A 14774-nucleotide genomic window follows, 5' to 3' on the forward strand; every position below is an offset into this window, starting at 1 on the left:
CCTCAATATATGACGGCGGCTGTCACGTTATGGGGCCAGACTCCAGCCCATGAACGACATGGACAACGAGCTGAAGGCCGTCGCGGGGCCGGTGCTGCGACCGGGCGACGAGGGGTTCGACGAGGAACGGGCGGGGTTCAACCTCGCCGTACGCCACCGGCCCGACGTGATCGTCTGCGCCGTGGCGGCGGAGGACGTGCGGGTGGCGGTGGAGTTCGCCGGCGCCCGGGGGCTGCCGGTGGCGGTGAAGAGCACCGGGCACGGGTTCTCGGTGCCGGCCGAGGGCGGGGTGCTGGTCTCCACGCGGCGCATGACGGGCGTGCGGGTGGACCCGGACGCGGGCACGGCATGGGTCGCGGCGGGGGCGCGCTGGCAGGACGTGGTCGCGGCGGCGGCGCCGTACGGGCTGGCGCCGCTGAACGGCTCGGCCCCGCACGTGGGGGTCGTCGGCTACACCCTCGGCGGCGGGCTGCCCCTGCTCGGCCGCAGCCACGGCTACGCCGCCGACCGGGTGCGCGCCATGGAGGTGGTGACGGCCGACGGCCGGCTGCGGCACGTCACCCCGGACAGCGAGCCCGACCTGTACTGGGCGCTGCTCGGCGGCCGGGACAACTTCGGCATCGTGACCGGCCTGGAGTTCGGCCTCGTGCCGGTGGCCAGGCTGTACGGCGGCGGGCTGTACTTCGACGCCGTCCGGACCCCGGGCCTCCTGGAGTCCTACCTGCGCTGGACGGCCACCGTGCCGGAGCCGATGAACTCCTCCGTGGCGCTGATCCCGATGCCCGACGTGCCGGACGTGCCCGAAGCGTTGCGCGGCAGGCACCTGTTCCACGTGCGCATCGCCTTCACCGGCTCGCCGGAGGAGGGCGAGCGGCTGGTCGCGCCGCTGCGCGCGATCGGGCCCGCGCTGATCGACTCGCTGCGCGACCTGCCCTACGCCGAGAGCGCCTCCATCCACGACGACCCGCCCACGCCCATGCCGTGGTCCTCCGACTCCGTGCTGCTCGGGGAGCTGGACGACGCCGCGATCACGACGCTGGCCGGCCTCGTCACGCCGGGCCCCGCCATCGTCGAGCTGCGGCACCTGGGCGGCGCGCTGTCCCGGCCGCCGGTCCACCCGAACGCCGTCGGGCACCGCGACGCGCGGTACCTGATCGGCGTGCTCAACCCGGGCGCCGGCGACGCCCCGGAGCGGGCCGGCCTGGTGCGGGCCCTGGCCCCGTGGACCGTGGGCCGCTTCGTCAACCTCATGGGCCACGGGGCCGACGCGGGGCCCGAGCAGGTGCGCAGCGCCTACGAGCCGGCCACCCTGAAGCGCCTGACCACCCTCAAGACGGCCTACGACCCCGAGGACACCTTCAGGATCACCTATCACCTGCCGCCCGTCAGCGCGTGAGCACGGCAGGCCATCCACAAGGGGTTAACAGTTTCTTGTAGCACAATGCGCTTGCACTCTTGGAGTCCACGCCTGTAGCTTTGCGGTACAGCGGAGGGCCTTCAGAGGCGAGGATTCGTACGGCTCGGAGAAAAGCCGTGCCCCGGGCGGCATGCTGCGCAGAGGCGGACCCGGGGCGTACGAATTCAGCATACCCCGGGGCAACGCTGCATGTCAGCCAGGTCTTGGAGGCGCTGTCGTGCGTACCGAACTGCCCCGTTGGGTCGAGCGCGTGATCTCCGTGCCCCGGTTCGCTCCGTACCTCGGCGCCTTTCCGAGCGACCATCTGATCGCCTGGAATCTCTATCAGTGGAACATCGAGGTGTCCCAGGCGTTCTATGGGCCGCTGAACCTGCTGGAGGTCAGCCTGCGCAACGCCGAGCACGACCGGTTGCGCGCCCGGTTCGGGCGGGACGACTGGTGGCGGGTGGCGCCTCTGGACGCGTACGACGCGGACAAGATCACCGTGGCCGAGTCGCAGCTACGCCGGAAAGGCGTTCGCTCCCCTTCCGCCGATGCCGTGGTCGCCGAGTTGTCGTTCGGCTTCTGGGTGTCGCTCCTGAACCGCCGGTACGACCGTCATCTGTGGGTCCCGGCGCTGCACGCGGCATTCCCGCACTACCGGGGCAGAAGGGAGGCCCTGCGCGACAAGCTGGACGCCATGCTTCGGCTGCGTAATCGCATCATGCACCACGAGCCCATCCATCACCGGCACCTGGCGGCCGACCATGCCAAGATCTGCCTGCTGCTCGGCTACATCGAGCCGGAGATCGTCTCCTGGCTGCGGGTCTTCGACCGGGTGCCGGAGGTGCTGGCCCGCCGGCCGGAGCAGGCGAGATCATGAACGTGCCGCAGGGGCTGGTCTCCAGGGCGGACATCGCACGCCTGACCGGGGTGAAACGGCCGGCTGTGACCAACTGGGAGCGCCGTCATGAGGATTTCCCCCGGCCGTACCGCCTCGGAGGGGAGGAGCTCTTCCCCGTCGAGTCCGTGCTGGCGTGGCTCGGCCAGCGGAGGATCCCGCGGAACGCGCTCCTGCCGGGCGAGCCTCCCGGCACGACCTTCGGCCAGAGGTTCCTCGGGAACCTCGCCGACCAACCGCCTGCGGCACCCGCCGAGCCGTCCCCCGCACCCGGGCCTCTCCCTGAGGTGGAAGAGGAGGTGTGGCACCGGCTTCACCTGCTACGAGGCACGCAGGAGGTGGCCCGCTATCGCAATCTGGTGCTCAGTCTGGTCTTCGTGCGCGCACGGCACCCTGACGCGTGGCGGGCCATCGCGGAAAGGGATGTCCGCAAGCCGATCCCCCTTGTCCTGGACTCGCTGCAGGCGATGGCCCCAGGGCCCATGCGGATTGCCGCCTTTCTCGACGTCGAGACCGACGTTCCCGGCGAACTCCTCACCGTGGTCGATCTCGCCGTCGGCACTCTCGGCGGCGCCGAGGCCTTCCGCTTCTTGCTGGATCGCTTCGCCGCCAGGGAGGGCCGGAGAGGCGGGGAGTTCTACACGCCCCGCTCCGTGGCCCGGACCCTCGTGGACGCGCTCGCACCAGAGCCGCCCGCGCAGATCTATGACCCGTGCTGCGGCTCGGGCGAGATCCTGCTCACGGCGGTGCTGCGAGCGCGGGAGATGGGTACGGACCAAGGGTTCGTCGTCCACGGAGACGCGCTCAACTCCGAAGCTCTGGCCCTGGCGCAGATGAACCTGACGCTGCACGGCGCCGAAGCCCGGCTCGACCAGCAGAGCACGGACGTGCTCGGGTCTTTCCGCCCTTCCGCTCAGCGCTATCCCTACGTCATCACCAATCCCCCGTTCAGCATGCGCGACTGGTCCAGGGAGGATCCGGCCCAGAGCCCGCATTGGCGCTTCGGGCCGCCGCCGCGCCACAACGCGGACTTCGCGTGGCTGCAGTACGCACTCGGCCGTCTCGCGCCGGGAGGCCGCGCCGCGGTTCTCATGCCACCTGGCGCGGCCTTCCGGGAGGGGCGGGAAAGCGTGATCCGGCGAAGACTGGTGGAGAACGCCTGCGTCGAGGCGCTCATAGCGTTGCCTCCGATGCTCTTCTACTCGACGGGGATCGGAGCCACGATCTGGCTGCTGCGCCCGTCCGAGCAGTCAGGGCGTGGGGTCCTCTTCGTGGACGCGACGGAGCTGGGCCGGCTGTCACAACGCACTCAGCGCGAGCTGACGGAAGAGGACCACGCGGCGATCAGAGACGTGCTCGCCGACTGGCGCGCCGGCGTGACTCCGGCCCATGGATCCCTCCCGACTGCGGTGATGACGGCCGAGGAGCTCAGCGCGCATGACTACAACCTCAATCCCGGCAAGTACGCCGTCGGAGCGCCGACAGCCGTGCGAGGCGGTGGTCCGGACGCCGTCGCGAGGTTGCGCCGCGAGCTGCGCCGGTTGCACGAGCGGGCGGTGAAGGCGGACGTCGCCGTGGAACAGGTGATGGGCGGGCTCACATGGCCGAGCATCTGATCGGCGACCTGCCCGAGGGCTGGCGTGCGGTGAGTCTCGCCGAGATCGGTGAGCTCACCGCGGGCACCGCCACTCCGGCCACCTCGGAGGAAGGAACCGTCGCGGTGGCCAAGCCCAAGAACCTCGTCCGCGGCCGGATAGCCGGTCCTCCCGATCTCATAGACGAAGACGAGGCGCGGAGGCTGGACCGGTACCGGCTGGTGGAGGGCGACATCGTCTGCGTGCGAACCGGCGGGCTCGGCAGACACGCGCTGATGACCCGGGAACAGCACGGATGGGTGTGCGGCACGGGGTTGATCAGGGTTCGTCTGCGCGAGGAAGTCGATCATCACTACCTCAACCACTATCTGAGCCATCCAGCGGTCCTGGACTGGCTGACGCGCAACTCCGTGCGCAGCCCGATCCCCAGCATCAGCACCACCGTCCTGGGCACCTTGCCCGTGGCGCTTCCTCCCCCGGAGGCGCAACGGGCCATCGGCCATGCCCTTCACACCCTGAGCGAGAAGATCGAGGCACACGAGCGAATCGCGGAGACGACCACCGCACTTCGCGACACGCTCCTTCCGCTGCTGATCTCCGGAACCGTGATCGCCCCCGGCAAGGAGGGGTGAAGCCTCTCAGGAGGAGGTGAGCACGGCTGCCGTCATCGGGGTGTGGAGGGTCCAGCCGAGGGTCTCGTACAGGGCCTGGCCCTGGGCGGTGGCCACCAGGACGCCCGTGCGGGCGCCCCTGGCGGCGGCCGTGGCGGCGATCGTTCTCATGACGGTCGTGCCCAGGCCGCGGCGGCGGTGCCCGCCGGCCGTCTCCACCTGGTCCACCACCGCGGTCGTGCCCGCGATCGCGAACTGGCCGCGCGCCGCGACCTCCCCCGCCCCCGTCAGCAGGCGGGCGGCCGTGACGCCCGCCCTGGTGGTGACGGCCAGGTGGTAGCCGGGCGGGGGCGGCGGCGCGTCCCCGCCCAGCCGGGCGGTCATCATGAACTCGGGGTCCTGGACCGACCAGCGCGGCGGCAGCAGCGGGGCCACGGCCTGCACGGGCGCGCAGAGCTTGAGCCAGGTGCCCGGTACGGTGATCGCGGACGTCAGGCCGCGCACCGCCGCCGGCGTCGGGGCGGCGACGATGTGCCTGGCCACGTGACCGGGCAGGCCGACGTCCACGCGGAGGCCCCAGCGGTCGGTCACGGGGGCGGGGGCGCTGCGGGAGATGGCCCACCCCTCGACCCATGCCCGAACTGTGGGGGAATGGGCACCTTTGAGGACCTCCGTCATAAAGAACAGCTTATTGTCTGTCCGAAACCCCGCGACCGGGCGTAGCAGGATAAAAAGGACACGGCGTGGCACTGCCGTGACGTGCCCCGAGGCAGGTAGGGTCCCGGTTGTGCGCGTTGAGATTCATGGTCACCGGGGTGCTCGCGGCCTCTGGCCGGAAAACACCCTGCCCGGGATGAGCCGCACGATGGAGCTGGGCGTGCACGCGCTCGAGCTCGACGTCGCGCTCACCGCGGACCGGCGCCTCGTGCTCACGCACGACCTCACGGTCTCGGCCGTCACCAGCGCCGACAGGCGTCCGGTGCACGCCGGCGACCCCCTTTACCCCTATGTCGGCAAGCCGATCAACTCGCTCACCCTGGCCCAGCTGCGCACGCTCGACGTGGGCGTGCGGCTGCCCCGGCATCCCGACGACCCGTTCGCGCTGACGCAGGTGCCCATGCCCGAGACCCGCATGCCGACGCTCGGCGCGGTGCTGGGGCTGGTCAACGCCTACGAGGCGGAGGGGGTGCGCCTGCACGTCGAGCTGAAGTCCGACCCGACGCGGCCGGAGCTGAGCGCCGACCCCGAGCTGTTCACCGAGCTGGTGGTCGAGGAGCTCGACCGGCACGGCCGGCTCGGCAACGCGGCCATCCTCAGCTTCGACTGGCGGATCATCACCCACGCCGCCGCCCTCGCGCCCGGCACCCGCCGCTTCGCGCTGATCGAGCTCGACACCCTGCACTGGAACGCCGGCGTCGACACCGGCATCGACGCCGACGTGCCCGCCGCGGCGCGCGCGGCCGGGGCCACCACGCTCTCGCCCGAGCACGTCATGGTGGACGAGACGCTGATGGCGCGGGCCGCCGACGCCGGGCTCGACGTGGCGGTCTGGACCGTCAACGACCCCGCGCTGGCCGGCAGGATGCTCGACCTGGGGGTCGCCGGGATCGTCACCGACTACCCCGACCGCATGCGCGAGGTGTGGCGGGAGCGGGGCCTCGCCCTGCCCGAGCCGGTGCGTCCGCTCCGCCCCGTGGGCGTGTGACACGGGGCAGGCGATCGTCAGGTCAGAGCCAGCCGTTGCGGCGGAAGCCGCGGTGCAGCAGGACACAGGCCGTGACCATCACGGCCAGCACCGCCGGATAGCCCCAGACCTGCTTGGTCTCCGGCATGAAGTCGAAGTTCATGCCGTAGATGCCGGCGATCATGGTGGGCACCGCCAGGATGGCCACCCAGGAGGAGATCTTGCGCATGTCCTCGTTGGCCAGGGCGTTCGAGCGGGCCAGCGCGGCCTGGAGGATCGAGCTGCACAGCTCGTTGGAGGACTCCACCTGCTCGCACACGCGTGACAGGTGGTCGCCGACGTCGCGGAAGTACTCGCGCATCTCCGAGGGGATCACCCGGCGCTGGGGCAGCGCGGCCAGGGGCGACTGCAGCGGCGTGACGGCCCGCTTCATCTCCAGCATCTCGCGCTTGAGCTGGTAGATCCGGTTGATGTCGCGGGAGCTGACGTCGGCGAAGACCGTCGCCTCCACCTCTTCCAGCTCCAGCTGCATGAGGTCGGCCACCTGGAGGTACTGGTCGACCACGTGGTCGGAGATGGCGTGCAGGACGCCCGCGGGCCCGCGGTTCATCAGCTTGGGCTTGTCCTCAAGCCGCTCGCGGACCACCGTGAGCGGGCAGTGCTCGCCGTGCCGCACCGTCACCACGAAGTCCACGCCGAGGAAGACCATGATCTCGCCGGTGGCGATGATCTCGCTGTTGGCGGTCAGCTCGTCGTGGTCGAGGTAGGCGATGGTCTTGAGCACCATGAACAGCGACTCGCCGTAACGCTCGACCTTGGGCCGCTGGTGGGCCTTGACCGCGTCTTCGACGGCCAGCGGGTGCAGGCCGAAGACCTCGGAGAGCCACTCCACCTCGGGGGCCGCCGGCTCGTGCAGGCCCACCCAGACGAAGGCGTTGGCGCCGTCGGCGTTCTTGTTCTTGTTGTGCTCGCGGACGAGCCCCAGGGCGTCCGTGATCGTCGTGGCCGGCACCTTCCTGCCCTGGACGTAGGCGCCGAACTCGACTATGGAGTCGACGGGAGGCACACAGACCTCGCGCACCGCCTGCTTGGCCAGCGGGTGCGGGGCGTGCGAATGCACGGAGTGACGGTTGATGCGACGGAAAAGGGTGGACGAGCGCATGGCAGTCCCTTTCCGCCCGACCAGGCACGCTCCACGCGCGATGAAGTCACCTCAATCAACACAAATGGCGTGGAGGCACGATCAGGCTGCCGGATTGGAGTGGTCGGGGGTATTCGGGTCGTACGTGAGCGAGCACGTACTGCTGGGATCACCAGGATTCATCCCGGACCACCTCCAATCGCAAGAGACGCCGCAAAGCCGCCCTAACTTACCACAGGCGGGTGAACCTATCTGACGATACTCGTCGGGACGCTCTCCGCTCAGGTAGAACCGCACAAAGTTTGCCGCCTGTTCCGGCAGGTGATGTCCAGGCGACCTGGGCATGCGACAGGCGGTGGGCCTGCGACAATGGGCGCGTGCGCGTTCTAGTCATTGGTTCCGGAGGGCGTGAGCACGCCCTGTGCCGGTCACTCAGCCTCGATCCCCAGGTCAGCGAGCTTCACTGTGCGCCAGGCAACCCTGGCATCGAGCAGGTCGCGACCGTTCATCCCGTCGATCCCCTCGACCCCGGGCAGGTGGCCGAGCTGGCCCGGCGGCTGCGGGTCGACCTCGTGGTGGTCGGCCCCGAGGCGCCGCTCGTCGCGGGGGTGGGCGACGCGGTGCGCGAGGCGGGCTTCGCCTGCTTCGGCCCGTCGAAGGACGCGGCCATGATCGAGGGCTCCAAGGCGTTCGCCAAGGAGATCATGAAGGCCGCCGACGTGCCCACGGCGCGCTCGCGGACCTGCACCACCGAGGCCGAGGCCGCGGCGGCGCTCGACGAGTTCGGCGCCCCCTATGTGGTCAAGGACGACGGGCTGGCGGCCGGCAAGGGCGTCGTCGTCACCGAGGACCGGGAGCGGGCGCTGGCGCACGCGCTGGCCTGCGAGCGGGTGGTCATCGAGGAGTTCCTCGACGGGCCCGAGGTGTCGCTGTTCGCGCTGTGCGACGGCAGCACGGCCGTGCCGCTGCAGCTCGCGCAGGACTTCAAGCGCGCCCACGACGGCGACCAGGGCCCCAACACCGGCGGCATGGGCGCCTACACGCCGCTGCCGTGGGCGCCCGACGGGCTGACCGACCAGGTCATGCGGGAGGTCGTGCACCCCACGATCGGGGAGCTGGCCCGGCGCGGGCTGCCGTACCAGGGGGTGCTCTACGTAGGGCTGGCCCTGACCTCGAAGGGGCCCAAGGTCGTCGAGTTCAACGCGCGCTTCGGCGACCCCGAGACGCAGGTGATCCTCGACCGGCTGGAGACGCCGCTGGGCGGGCTGCTGATGGCGTGCGCCACCGGCGAGCTGGGGCTGGACCCGGTGTTCAAGGGCGGCTCCGCGGTGACCGTGGTGATCGCCTCGGAGAACTACCCGGAGGCGCCGGTCAAGGGCGACGTCATCACGGGGCTGGAGCCGACCGGGAACGCGTACGTCCTGCACGCCGGCACGGCGCGGCAGGGCACGGACATCGTCTCCAGCGGCGGGCGGGTGCTCAGCGTGGTCGGCCACGGCCCCGACCAGGAGAGCGCGCGGGCCGCGGCCTACGACCTCGTCGGCCGCATCCGCATGCGCGGCTCCCACCACAGGACGGACATCGCCCGATGAAGCACGTGCACTCCGGCAAGGTCCGCGATCTCTACGAGACCGACGACGGCCTGCTGCTGATGGTCGCCTCCGACCGCATGTCCGCCTTCGACTTCATCCTCGAGCCCGAGATCCCCGACAAGGGCGCGATACTCACGCAGATGTCGCTGTGGTGGTTCGACCAGCTCAAGGACGTCGTGCCCAACCACGTGGTGGCCCCGGGCGACGACGCGCGCAGCGTGTTGTGCCGGCCGCTGAAGATGGTGCCGGTCGAGTGCGTGGCCCGCGGCTATCTCGCGGGCGGCGGGCTCGGCGAATACCGCGCGGGCGGGGCGGTCTCCGGGGTGCCGCTGCCGGCGGGGCTGGAGGACGGCTCGCGGCTGCCCGAGCCGATCTTCACGCCGTCCACCAAGGCGCCCCAGGGGCAGCACGACGAGCCGATCCCGTACGAACGGGTGGTGGCCGAGGTCGGCGCGGAGGTGGCCGAGGAGCTGCGGCGCATCACGCTGGCCGTCTACGCGCGCGGCGCGGAGATCGCCGGGGAGCGGGGCATCGTGCTGGCCGACACCAAGATCGAGCTGGGCTGGGACTCCGAGGGCGTGCTGACGCTCGGCGACGAGGTGCTGACGCCCGACTCGTCACGATTCTGGCCGGCCGACGAATGGCGGCCCGGCCGTTCGCAGCCTTCTTTTGACAAGCAATTTGTACGCGATTGGCTACTATCGCCCGAATCCGGATGGGACAAATCCTCCGGAAACCCCCCACCTCGGCTTCCCGACCACGTCGTCGAGCGAACCAGGCAGCGATACCTAGAAGCGTATGAGCGCGTCACGGGGTCTTCGTTTAGCGGATGATTCGGCAGGGCCATGTGGTGTGAGCGACTACTGTTGGCCCGATCAAGCCCTCACCCGTTGAATTCAAGGAGCCGCACGAATGGTCCGTTACCGCGTGCGCGGTGGCAACGCACTGCGTGGAACCGCGTTCATCCAGGGCGCGAAGAACGCCGTGCTCCCCATGATCGGTGCGGCCCTGCTCGCCCCGAAGGGCCGCACCGTCCTGCGCAACGTGCCGATCATCGAAGACGTCCGCCGGGCGGTCGAGCTGGCCGAGGCGATCGGTGCGTACGTCGAGCTGCACGAGTCCGAGCGCACGCTGGTCATCGACGCCTCCAGGGTGAACAGCCCGGTGCTGCCCGCCGAGATCGCCAGGCGGTTCCGCGGCTCGGTGCTGTTCACCCCCGCGCTGCTGCACCGCCTCGGCGAGGCCGTCGTCGAGGGGGTGGGCGGCTGCAACCTCGGCAGCCGCAACCTCGACTTCCACTACCTCGGCTACAAGCGGCTGGGCGCGATCGTGGACGAGGGCGAGACCGTCATCCACGTCAAGGCGGCCGGCCTGACCGGGGCCACCCTCTACCTCGACACCCCCTCCCACACCGGCACCGAGAACCTCATCATGGCCGCCGCCCTGGCCAGGGGCACCACCGTGATCGAGAACGCGGCGCTGGAGCCGGAGGTGCTCGACGTCATCGACATGCTGACCAAGATGGGCGCGCGCATCAGCGGCGGCGGCACCGGCTTCATCACGGTGCAGGGCGTCGAGGAGCTGCACGCGGTCGAGCACACCGTGATGCCCGACCGGCTCGACGCCGGCGTCTTCGCGATGGCCGCGGCGCTCACCGGAGGCGAGGTCAGCCTCGTGGGCACCGGCCTCGACCTGGGGGTCGTGCGCTACAAGCTGGAGCAGATGGGGGTCGAGTTCCACCGGCAGGGGGCCGTCCTGCACGTCCGTTGCGACGGCCCGCTGCGCCCGATCAACATCATCACCGACACCTACCCCGGCTTCGCCACCGACCTGCAGTCGCCGATGATGACCGTCGCGGCGCTGGCCGAGGGCACCAGCTACATTCACGAGCGCATCTTCGACGGCCGCTTCGCGCTGGCCGGCGAGCTGAACAAGATGGGCGCCAACGTGGAGGTCGACGGCAGCCGGGCGGTCGTCCGCGGGCGCACGCCGCTCACCGGCACCCGGGTGACGGCCCACGACCTGCGTTCCGGGATCGCGCTCGTACTCGCCGGGCTGGCGGCCGATGGAGAGACTCTGATCGACTCGGGATACCTGATCGATCGCGGTCACGCGCATCTCGCCGCGCGAATGCGCGCGCTCGGCGCGGACATTACACGAGAGATTTCCGAGCACTAAAAAACGCTAGAAAAAGCGCACTGAGCTGCCAGAACCTCTTGTCGGGCGGTCAACCAGAACGGCTTTCCGGAAAAGTCGGGCGTGACATTACGGCCCCCGCGAGCGATCGTTCCAAAAGAGAGCACTGCAAACGGACGGCAGGATGGGACGAACATTGGTCGAGAGGGCCGAAGAAACTCCCCGAGTGTCACGCCCGGGCGCTATGACACCGGACCTCACCATCGGCGTGGTCGGACCCCACGACCTGGTCGAGCGAGTCATGCTGATGGGTCACGCCGCGGCGCCGCTGCCGTGTCGCCTTGTCGCGGCCGCGTACCGCGACGAGCAGGAGGCACCCGACAAGGTGACGCGGCTCGGTCCCGGTGTCGACGCATGCCTGTTCGCCAGCCCGGTCCCTTATGACCTGGCCAGGCGTTCGGGCGTGCTGACGATGCCCGCGACGTACGTGCAACTCGGCGGAGCAGCACTGGTGGCGGCGCTGGCCAAGGCCGCGCTGGACACCCGGATGGACCCCCAGCGGGTCAGCATCGACGTGGTCAGCAGGGCCGATGTCGAGGAGGCGTACACCGACCTCGGCATCCCCGCCGCGGACGTGCACAGCCGCGACGAGCCGGGCGCCACCGGCACGATCGCGGCCTACCACGAACGCCTGGCCCGTCAGGGCGCCACCACGGGCGCGCTGACGTGCCTGCCCGCGGTGGCCGAGCGCCTGCACGCCGCGGGCGTGCCGGTCATCAGGATCAGGCCGACCTCCGCGGCGGTCCGCACGGCGCTGCACACCGCGGCGCTGCTCGGCGCGCACCACCGGCTGGAGGAGTCACAGCTCACGGTCGTGCTGGTGGAGGTGCCGACGCTGCGCGAGCCCGTGCGCCGCGCCGCGCCCCGCTACTGGCGCGACGAGCTGCGGCTGTCGCTGCACCGGCTCCTGGTCCAGGAGGCGAACCGGATCAACGCCACCGTCTGGCCCATCGACGATCACAGCTACCTGGTGACCGCCACCAGGGGCTCGATCGCGGCGGCGACAGACGGGTTCAGGGTGTTGCCCTTCGCGGCCCGGATCAGGGACGAGCTGGGGCTGGCGGTCGAGGTCGGTGTGGGGATGGGGCGCACGACGCACGACGCCGAGTCGCACGCCAGGGCCGCGCTGGCCCGCACGCAGGCGGGCAAGCAGGCACAGGGGTTCGCGGTGGACCGCGAGGGGCGGGCGCTCATCCCGGCCCCGCGGATGCCGCCGACCGGGGCGACGGCACTCAAACCCAAGGGGGTGGAGGTGCTGGCCCGGCTGGCGGCCAAGCTCGAAGGTGGCGACACGGTCGTCGACGCCGAGGGCGCGGGCAAGATGCTGGGGGTCACACCTCGTACGGCCCGGCGATTGCTGCGCACGTTGGTTGACGAGGGACTCGCGTGGCCGCTTCCGCCGAACCGTACGCCTCAGCCGGGCCGGCCACGACAGCTCTACCGGCTGATCGTGGAGAAGCTCGGACCGCGCTGAGCAGGCGCGAGGGGCGGGCCCGCCGGGTGTGAACCCGGCGGGCCCGCCCTGCGCCATGCCCCGAAGATGGACGGCAGGCGTCGGCTTCGGGAACTTGAGGACCGACTCTTGTGAACTAATTGGTTGGCCCGTGTAGATAGGGGTATGTTCTCCGACGCCCCCGATCGACGGGATTCGGACGGGGGCACCAAATTCTCCGGGGTGCGGCTCTCCGCCGAGGTCTCCCGTTCGAGGTGCACGTTTCCCCTCTTTCCCGGCGTTCTCCCGCAGCCGGCCACCGGCGTGGTAGGGATTGGGCGCGTTTCGGGCTGGTTCATCCCTGGTTGTGTCCGCTGGAAGGCGGCTGCGCGAGGCTGTGGGGGTGCTGGGAGCGCCTGTGACGGCGGGGGCGGCGTCCCGGGTCGGCCACCGCTCGCAAGGCCGGACACCGGCGGCGTCAGCCCGCCCGGCCCGTCGGCCCTCGAGCCCGTCAGCGGCCTGAGCCCGCAGCGCCCGAGCCCGTCAATCCGTCGGTCCGTCGGTCCGTCAGGCCGTCAGTTCGTCAGGCCGTCAGTCCGGCCGGTCGGCGGCGGGGGTCAGCAGGCGCACGAGATGCCGGACACCGGGGCCGTCAGCTCGTCCACCGGGCGGCGGGTGAGGCCCGCGGCCGTCTCCACCGGGAAGCCCTCCCTGGCCCAGTACTCGAAGCCGCCGATCATCTCCTTGACCCGGTAGCCCAGCCGGGCGAACTCCAGCGCGGCGCGGGTGGCGCCGTTGCAGCCCGGACCCCAGCAGTAGGTGACGACCACGGCGTCACGCGGCACCTCGGCGGCGGCCCTGGCCGCGATCTCGCGGGTGGGCAGGTGCACGGCGCCCTGGATGTGCCCCTGGTCCCAGCTCTCCCTGCTGCGCGAGTCGATCACGATGAGGCCGGGGAGCGCGGCGGCCAGGTCGGCGGCCACGTCGGAGACGTCGGTCTCGAAGGCCAGGCGGGCGGCGAAGTGCGCGACGGCGGCGGCGGGGTCGGCGGGGGCCACGGAGGCGACGGCGGACATCTGCGGGTTCCTCTCGGAGGCTGATCGGGACAGCAGAAGTCTGGCGAACGCGCAGGTGGACCCACCAGTGGCGGAAATGTCGCCTATCGCTAATATCCCGCCACAGTCCGAAGTCTGATACTCGCAGGCTTTTGTCGGAGGTGCCCTGTATGTTCATGAGCCATGAGCACCAACGCTACTGACAATCGCCCCACACTCCTGGTCTGGGGAGCCCTGGCGATCGTCTATGTGGTGTGGGGCTCGACGTACCTCGGCATCAAGATCGCCATCGAGACGATGCCGCCGCTGCTCCACGGCGCGCTCAGGTTCGTCACCGCCGGCCTGCTGCTGGCCGGCTTCCTGCTGCTCAGGAAGGGCCGGGCGGCGTTCCGGATGTCGCCGCGCCAGTTCGGCGGCGCCGCGCTGGTCGGGCTGCTCCTGCTCACCGGCGGCAACGGCATGGTCGCCGTGGCGCAGCAGTACATCTCCAGCGGCCTGGCCGCGCTGCTCGTGGCCTCGGTGCCGCTGTGGCTGGTCGTCTTCAGGTTCCTGGTCAGGGACCGGCCGGCGGTGCTGACGCTGGCGGGGGTGCTGGTCGGGTTCTGCGGGGTGGCGGCCCTGTCGCTGAACGGCGGCGGCGAGTCCGGCGGCACGACCGGCATCGTGGTGATCCTGCTGGCGTCGCTGTCGTGGTCGATCGGCTCGTTCCTGTCGGCGCGGATCCCGATGCCGCCCAACGTGTGGACGGCCAGCGCGATCGAGATGCTGGCCGGCGGCATGGGGCTGGCCGTGGTCGGGCTCTCGCTCGGCGAGCGGCTCGACGTGACCGCCGTGTCGGGGCGGTCGTGGGCGGCGGTGGCCTACCTGGTGCTGGTGGGGTCGCTGGTCGGGTTCACCGCGTACACGTGGCTGCTCGGCAACGCGCCGATCTCGCTCGTCTCGACGTACGCCTACGTCAACCCGGTCGTCGCCGTGCTCCTCGGCGTGCTCGTGGTGGACGAGCACGTGACCTCGCAGATCCTGCTCGGCGGGCTGGTGATCATCGTCGGCGTCGCCCTGGTGGTCTCCACCGAACGGCGCGGCAGATCCCGCCCCGCGCCCGTCCCCGAAGCGGCCCGCGCCGCACGCTGAACACCCCGGACCGGACATCGACCGGCACCGCTCGCGCGAC

Annotated in this window: 13 protein-coding genes; 10 read left to right on the forward strand and 3 right to left on the reverse strand. The window is 70.8% G+C overall.

Going from position 1 to position 14774, the window contains the following annotated elements:
• Window positions 1-49 precede the first annotated feature (49 nt).
• The 4 genes from IO39_RS10130 (at window position 50) to IO39_RS10145 (ending at window position 4524) form a co-directional block, all read left to right on the forward strand.
• Complete coding sequence (locus tag IO39_RS10130; RefSeq protein WP_052422687.1) at window positions 50-1396, forward strand: FAD-binding oxidoreductase; 1347 nt, start codon at window positions 50-52, stop codon at window positions 1394-1396.
• 238 nt (window positions 1397-1634) lie between these two features.
• The gene (locus IO39_RS10135; protein WP_043619604.1) at window positions 1635-2279 is read left to right on the forward strand and encodes a hypothetical protein; all 645 of its coding nucleotides are present in this window, start codon (window positions 1635-1637) and stop codon (window positions 2277-2279) included.
• Window positions 2276-3913, forward strand: a complete 1638-nt coding sequence (locus IO39_RS10140) for an N-6 DNA methylase (protein ID WP_084772629.1) — start codon at window positions 2276-2278, stop codon at window positions 3911-3913. Before IO39_RS10135 ends, IO39_RS10140 begins: the two co-directional genes overlap by 4 nt.
• Window positions 3898-4524, forward strand: a complete 627-nt coding sequence (locus IO39_RS10145) for a restriction endonuclease subunit S (RefSeq protein WP_052422689.1) — start codon at window positions 3898-3900, stop codon at window positions 4522-4524. Before IO39_RS10140 ends, IO39_RS10145 begins: the two co-directional genes overlap by 16 nt.
• Before the next feature lie 6 nt (window positions 4525-4530).
• Here IO39_RS10145 and IO39_RS10150 read toward each other — a convergent pair whose 3' ends face one another.
• Window positions 4531-5181, reverse strand: coding sequence for a GNAT family N-acetyltransferase (locus IO39_RS10150; RefSeq protein ID WP_063765243.1), 651 nt, complete (start codon window positions 5179-5181; stop codon window positions 4531-4533).
• A 109-nt stretch (window positions 5182-5290) separates the two neighbouring features.
• On the opposite strand from IO39_RS10150, the gene IO39_RS10155 reads away from it, so the two are divergent.
• Window positions 5291-6208 carry a glycerophosphodiester phosphodiesterase family protein gene (locus IO39_RS10155; RefSeq protein ID WP_043619608.1) on the forward strand — a complete coding sequence of 306 codons (918 nt, stop codon included), beginning with the start codon at window positions 5291-5293 and terminating at the stop codon, window positions 6206-6208.
• A 22-nt stretch (window positions 6209-6230) separates the two neighbouring features.
• Here the strand turns inward: IO39_RS10155 and corA are convergent, their stop codons facing one another.
• Window positions 6231-7307, reverse strand: coding sequence for a magnesium/cobalt transporter CorA (gene corA, locus IO39_RS10160; protein ID WP_245641893.1), 1077 nt, complete (start codon window positions 7305-7307; stop codon window positions 6231-6233).
• 398 nt (window positions 7308-7705) lie between these two features.
• On the opposite strand from corA, the gene purD reads away from it, so the two are divergent.
• From purD to IO39_RS10180, 4 genes are all read left to right on the forward strand, one after another.
• Window positions 7706-8920, forward strand: a complete 1215-nt coding sequence (gene purD, locus IO39_RS10165) for a phosphoribosylamine--glycine ligase (RefSeq protein ID WP_043619614.1) — start codon at window positions 7706-7708, stop codon at window positions 8918-8920.
• Window positions 8917-9753: a phosphoribosylaminoimidazolesuccinocarboxamide synthase gene (locus IO39_RS10170; RefSeq protein WP_043619616.1), complete on the forward strand. Its 837-nt coding sequence runs from the start codon at window positions 8917-8919 to the stop codon at window positions 9751-9753. The genes purD and IO39_RS10170 overlap by 4 nt, the downstream gene beginning before the upstream one ends.
• A 79-nt stretch (window positions 9754-9832) precedes the next feature.
• Entirely contained in the window at window positions 9833-11098 is a 1266-nt protein-coding gene (gene murA / locus IO39_RS10175) for a UDP-N-acetylglucosamine 1-carboxyvinyltransferase (protein ID WP_043619618.1), read from the forward strand.
• Between the two features lie 202 nt (window positions 11099-11300).
• On the forward strand, window positions 11301-12590 hold the full coding sequence (locus IO39_RS10180) for a GTP cyclohydrolase IIa (RefSeq protein ID WP_043619620.1): 1290 nt from the start codon (window positions 11301-11303) through the stop codon (window positions 12588-12590).
• 575 nt (window positions 12591-13165) lie between these two features.
• On the opposite strand, the gene IO39_RS10185 is transcribed toward IO39_RS10180, so the two are convergent.
• Window positions 13166-13624, reverse strand: a complete 459-nt coding sequence (locus IO39_RS10185) for a rhodanese-like domain-containing protein (RefSeq protein ID WP_043619623.1) — start codon at window positions 13622-13624, stop codon at window positions 13166-13168.
• Window positions 13625-13786: 162 nt separating this feature from the next.
• Between IO39_RS10185 and IO39_RS10190 the strand changes: the two genes are divergently transcribed.
• Complete coding sequence (locus IO39_RS10190) at window positions 13787-14734, forward strand: EamA family transporter (protein ID WP_052422690.1); 948 nt, start codon at window positions 13787-13789, stop codon at window positions 14732-14734.
• Window positions 14735-14774 lie beyond the last annotated feature (40 nt).

It is taken from the genome of Nonomuraea candida, from assembly GCF_000725485.1.
GTDB lineage: Bacteria > Actinomycetota > Actinomycetes > Streptosporangiales > Streptosporangiaceae > Nonomuraea > Nonomuraea candida.

Excerpts from the sequence above, each read along its gene's own strand:
- IO39_RS10130 (WP_052422687.1), top strand. The coding sequence starts at position 50 with ATGAACGACATGGACAACGAGCTGAAGGCCGTCGCGGGGCCGGTGCTG.
- IO39_RS10140 (WP_084772629.1), top strand. The coding sequence starts at position 2,276 with ATGAACGTGCCGCAGGGGCTGGTCTCCAGGGCGGACATCGCACGCCTG.
- IO39_RS10145 (WP_052422689.1), top strand. The coding sequence starts at position 3,898 with ATGGCCGAGCATCTGATCGGCGACCTGCCCGAGGGCTGGCGTGCGGTG.
- IO39_RS10150 (WP_063765243.1), bottom strand. The coding sequence starts at position 5,181 with ATGACGGAGGTCCTCAAAGGTGCCCATTCCCCCACAGTTCGGGCATGG.
- IO39_RS10170 (WP_043619616.1), top strand. The coding sequence starts at position 8,917 with ATGAAGCACGTGCACTCCGGCAAGGTCCGCGATCTCTACGAGACCGAC.
- murA (WP_043619618.1), top strand. The coding sequence starts at position 9,833 with ATGGTCCGTTACCGCGTGCGCGGTGGCAACGCACTGCGTGGAACCGCG.
- IO39_RS10180 (WP_043619620.1), top strand. The coding sequence starts at position 11,301 with ATGACACCGGACCTCACCATCGGCGTGGTCGGACCCCACGACCTGGTC.
- IO39_RS10185 (WP_043619623.1), bottom strand. The coding sequence starts at position 13,624 with ATGTCCGCCGTCGCCTCCGTGGCCCCCGCCGACCCCGCCGCCGCCGTC.
- IO39_RS10190 (WP_052422690.1), top strand. The coding sequence starts at position 13,787 with ATGAGCACCAACGCTACTGACAATCGCCCCACACTCCTGGTCTGGGGA.